Origin of the sequence: Fulvivirga marina (genome assembly GCF_016775155.1) — a bacterium.
GTDB lineage: Bacteria > Bacteroidota > Bacteroidia > Cytophagales > Cyclobacteriaceae > Fulvivirga > Fulvivirga marina.
In genome coordinates this window covers 1-4259 of sequence record NZ_JAEUGD010000030.1, presented here as the reverse complement: position 1 = coordinate 4259, position 4259 = coordinate 1, and the positions used below count along the sequence as shown (strand labels likewise).

Genomic DNA, 4259 nt, shown 5'->3' with positions numbered 1-4259 from the left:
GGTTGAGGGGTGTCGGATTACAAATCCTACGATATAGCTTCGGGATTACAAATCCCGAATAGCTGGAGTTCCGCTGCAATCTTTTCTTTCCACTCCGAAACCTTTTGTTCGTTTCTGCCGCTCTCGGTTTCTCTTTACTGAACGCAGTGTAGATTTCCTTCTTCCGGTTAAATGACTGCTCGACATAAAAAAGCACACCCGAAAACAGGTGATAATATATCACAAGAATATGGATATAGTGAATAAGTAGAATAGAACATAGGCATCCTTTGGTTTGTCCCGACTGTGGAGACTTTAGATACTTGATCATAAAGAATGTTCGCTTTGAAAAAGACGATAAAGGAGTTGACTGCATGCACCCTTTTATGAGTGTAAGTCCTGTGAAAGCGGGCCAACATTAGCATTATCTTTGGGTGACGAGTATCTTCTTAATCTATGATGCCCCTCACGGTCTTTTTGTAGAGGAAACTACACTTTTATAAAAAAAGTCATGTGGCACATGTATGAAGGACATTTTTGGGGCATGCACTGGATTTGGTGGATACTATGGATCATCCTCATCTTTTGGATATTCGCTACTCCATGGAGTATCCCGGGACAGCGAAAAAAGAATGACTCCCCACTGGAGATTCTGAAGCGGAGATATGCCTCCGGTGAAATTAGCACTGAAGAATATCAGGAAAGGAAACAACTTCTGGAAAATGGTTAGAAACACTGGTTTTCAGATTGTTATAGTTTCAAAAGTGTTTGATATAATTCTTATTACCATGAAAAAAGTAGCAAAAGTCCTTTATGTTTTAATTTGTGGCCTGTCTTTAATGGCCTGTTCAGATAATGCCAACACGGATGATATTTTGAATGATCCTGAAAAACGAGATGAAGTTATGACAGCAATATCTTCTGACCATGAAATGATGCAGGATATGATGCGCCACATACTGCAGAATAACCACGCCATGCAAATGATGATGGGAAGTGATACGCTTATGAACCGGATGATGAGTGGTAAGCGTGGCATGGCTATGATGAAGCAAAACCGAAAAATGATGCGGCAAATGATGCGAACAGCCGAGGGCGATTCTGCTATGTGCAGAAATATGATGGGTATGATGATGGAAAGCCCCACAATGATGGGCATGATGATGGACATGATGCATGAGAAGGGCATGATGGATGAAGAAGGAATGATGAAGGGTAAGCAGATGCTTAATGAATAGGATGAATCAGATCATGACAGCCATCATTAAAAACCTTAAAATTATGTAATAATGAACAGGCACCTTATATGGGTGATCATCGGCTCCATGCTTCCCTTGTTGCGTATATTCTTTGCACTGGCACTTGGCCTGAGGGAAGATTTTTCTTTACTGATCTTTATTGTTGCAATGTTTGCCTGTCACCTTTTAATGCCGGTGCACCACAGTAGTTTTTGATTGTTTGAGGTACCATATGGCTGAAAATTAGTATTGAGGCTACTAAGTTTCCACCATTAGTACATGAAGAATGCCGGAATTAAAATGCTATTATTATGAAAGATCAACACCAACACCACCATGACCCACTTGGTGAAAGTAAAAACGAAGGTACTTTACATGTTGGTGAAGTTGAAATTAAAGATGATCTGATGGAAAAGGCCAAGCATGCCCATGGAAAGGCCAAGGAGCACCATGGTGATGAGGGTCATAACGGCGACCACCACGACCATCACCGGGTGATGATTGAGGACTTTAAAAAGCGGTTCTGGTTATCGTTGGTGTTGTCCATTCTGGTGCTAATGCTTTCTCCGATGATACAGGAGTTTCTTGGGTTTGAGGTCAGTTTCAATGGCAGTCTATACATGCTTTTTGGCTTGTCATCAGTGGTTTTCTTTTATGGTGGCTGGCCATTTTTGACTGGACTGAGAGACGAACAGAAAGAAGGTGCCCCAGGCATGATGACCCTGATAGCTGTGGCTATCACGGTGGCTTATGTTTATAGTAGTGCCGTTGTTTTCGGGCTTCAGGGTAAGATGTTTTTCTGGGAGCTGGTGACATTGATCGATATCATGCTGGTTGGTCACTGGATAGAAATGAAGTCTGTTCTTGGGGCCTCAAAAGCGTTGGAACTGCTGGTAAGTATGATGCCTTCAGAAGCGCATAAGGTGCATGGGGACCATATTATGGATGTGAAATTGGAAGAACTTCAAAAAGATGATATCATTCTTATCAAACCCGGAGAAAAAGTACCTGCCGATGGTCAGATCATTGAGGGAGAGAGCTACTTAAATGAATCTATGTTGACCGGCGAGTCAAAGCCGGTAAAAAAGGATAAAGATCAGCAGGTAATTGGAGGCTCTATCAATGGTAATGGATCGCTGAAAGTGAAAGTGGTGTACACCGGTAAAGACAGCTATCTCAACAAAGTGATCACGCTGGTACAGGAAGCCCAAAAGGCAAAATCAAAAACACAACATCTGGCAGACAGAGCAGCCAAATGGCTCACTTACATTGCTCTTACCGTTGGCTTTGGTACTTTGGCCATTTGGCTACTTTTGGGCTTCGAATTCGTTTATGCGCTGGAAAGAATGGTAACGGTGATGGTCATCTCCTGTCCGCATGCCCTTGGGCTGGCCATACCACTGGTAGTGGCGATTTCTACGGCCATTTCGGCCCAAAAAGGCCTGCTGATCCGAAACAGGACAGCTTTTGAGAACTCCCGGAAGATATCTGCCCTTATATTCGACAAAACAGGCACCCTAACCAAAGGTGACTTTGGTGTTACCCGATACAAATCACTTGCAGAAAAATATTCCGACGATGAGATACTGCGACTGGCTGGTGCGCTGGAGCAAAGCTCTGAACATCCTATAGCCGTGGGAATAACAAAGAAGATAAAAGACCTGAAGGCTGATATTCCCAAGGCAGAAAATTTTAATGCCATCACTGGGAAAGGCGTGGAAGCTCGTATTGAAGGACTGGATGTGAAGGTGGTGAGTCCTGGGTACCTGAAAGATAAATCTTTAAAGATCTCGAAAGGTGTTTACGGCAGTGTAGCAGAAACGGTCGTTTTTGTGATAATTAATGAACAATTGGCCGGCTACATTGCGCTGGCCGATGAAATACGACCTGAATCCAAGGAAGCCATTAGGCACTTTAAGGAAAATAATATCAAGGTGATGATGGCTACCGGTGATAACAAGGCCGTGGCCAAAGCTGTGAGCGATGAACTGGGACTTGATGGCTTCTATGCTGAGGTTTTGCCGCACCAAAAGGTCGAAATTGTGAAGGAAATGCAGGATAAGGGAGAGTTTGTAGCCATGACCGGTGATGGGGTTAATGATGCACCGGCACTGGCTCAGGCCAATGTTGGTATCGCTGTAGGCTCGGGTACTGATATAGCCGCAGAAACGGCTGATATTATTCTTGTTAACAGCAATCCACAAGATATCCTTAACCTGATCCTTTTTGGAAAGGCCACTTACAATAAAATGATCCAAAACCTGATCTGGGCCACTGCTTATAACGCCTTTGCCATACCTCTTGCCGCCGGTGCATTGTATGCTATTGGTTTTGTACTCGGGCCTGCCGTGGGCGCTGTTTTCATGAGCCTGAGCACAGTGATTGTGGCTGTTAATGCACAATTGTTAAAGCGGCAGATTAATAATAAGTAAAGTTGGCTTCAAAACCGAAAGTTAAAATTCTCCGACAAGAGAATCTGGCAACTTCAAGTCAGCTGTAAAAAAGTTTGAGAATTCGCCCCTTCCCGCTACTACGAAGCCGATTACTGAAAAGTGATCGGCTTTTTTGTTTAAAATAGGTTTAGATTTGTGAGTCACAGGTCTAGGGGGAGAGATCCCCTGAGGGTAAACCGGATTAAGCGTAAAACCTGTGGAGCAATTGTACTAAAGCATAGATTCTGGAAAGCCTGTAAAGGAAGAAACTAACGTTTTTAACTCCTCTGAATTGACTCCTGAAGGCTTTAATTTTAGCATTGAAAGACTCAGCTGCGGTATTTTGCTAAGCTGACGATAAGCCAGATCATACTCCTTCTTCGTCATTAAAGCGATAGTACGGATAAATGTGCGAGCCTGCTCATTATTGATATATTGGAGGTTTTCTTCTACACCCCTCCTCATTTTATGGTTGAGCATATCGATGAAAATGGTCGTATTATTAAACCCCATAATCTCTTCATTGAGGATGATCAGCTTTACCCTAGCTCTTCGACATTTGTAATGTCGAAGCCTTATCGTAGCGTTTGCAACGCGACACACATACATA

General features: G+C 43.2%; 6 protein-coding genes. 4 read left to right on the top strand and 2 right to left on the bottom strand.

Annotation, left to right across the window (positions count from 1 at the left end):
• The coding region (locus JMN32_RS27310; protein ID WP_238354402.1) for a hypothetical protein at positions 1–310 on the bottom strand (310 nt) is incomplete at its 3' end.
• Between the two features lie 189 nt (positions 311–499).
• Between JMN32_RS27310 and JMN32_RS08900 the strand changes: the two genes are divergently transcribed.
• From JMN32_RS08900 to JMN32_RS08885, 4 genes are all read left to right on the top strand, one after another.
• Positions 500–709 carry an SHOCT domain-containing protein gene (locus JMN32_RS08900; protein ID WP_238354401.1) on the top strand — a complete coding sequence of 70 codons (210 nt, stop codon included), beginning with the start codon at positions 500–502 and terminating at the stop codon, positions 707–709.
• On the top strand, positions 702–1217 hold the full coding sequence (locus tag JMN32_RS08895) for a hypothetical protein (protein WP_202855971.1): 516 nt from the start codon (positions 702–704) through the stop codon (positions 1215–1217). The genes JMN32_RS08900 and JMN32_RS08895 overlap by 8 nt, the downstream gene beginning before the upstream one ends.
• Before the next feature lie 51 nt (positions 1218–1268).
• Complete coding sequence (locus JMN32_RS08890) at positions 1269–1433, top strand: hypothetical protein (RefSeq protein WP_202855970.1); 165 nt, start codon at positions 1269–1271, stop codon at positions 1431–1433.
• A 191-nt stretch (positions 1434–1624) separates the two neighbouring features.
• Complete coding sequence (locus JMN32_RS08885) at positions 1625–3649, top strand: copper-translocating P-type ATPase (RefSeq protein ID WP_394369153.1); 2025 nt, start codon at positions 1625–1627, stop codon at positions 3647–3649.
• Between the two features lie 231 nt (positions 3650–3880).
• Here JMN32_RS08885 and JMN32_RS08880 read toward each other — a convergent pair.
• Positions 3881–4259: hypothetical protein (locus tag JMN32_RS08880; protein ID WP_202855968.1), on the bottom strand; the 379-nt coding region annotated here is incomplete at its 5' end.

Excerpts from the sequence above, each read along its gene's own strand:
- JMN32_RS08895 (WP_202855971.1), top strand. The coding sequence starts at position 702 with ATGGTTAGAAACACTGGTTTTCAGATTGTTATAGTTTCAAAAGTGTTT.
- JMN32_RS08885 (WP_394369153.1), top strand. The coding sequence starts at position 1,625 with ATGGAAAAGGCCAAGCATGCCCATGGAAAGGCCAAGGAGCACCATGGT.
- JMN32_RS08890 (WP_202855970.1), top strand. The coding sequence starts at position 1,269 with ATGAACAGGCACCTTATATGGGTGATCATCGGCTCCATGCTTCCCTTG.
- JMN32_RS08900 (WP_238354401.1), top strand. The coding sequence starts at position 500 with ATGTATGAAGGACATTTTTGGGGCATGCACTGGATTTGGTGGATACTA.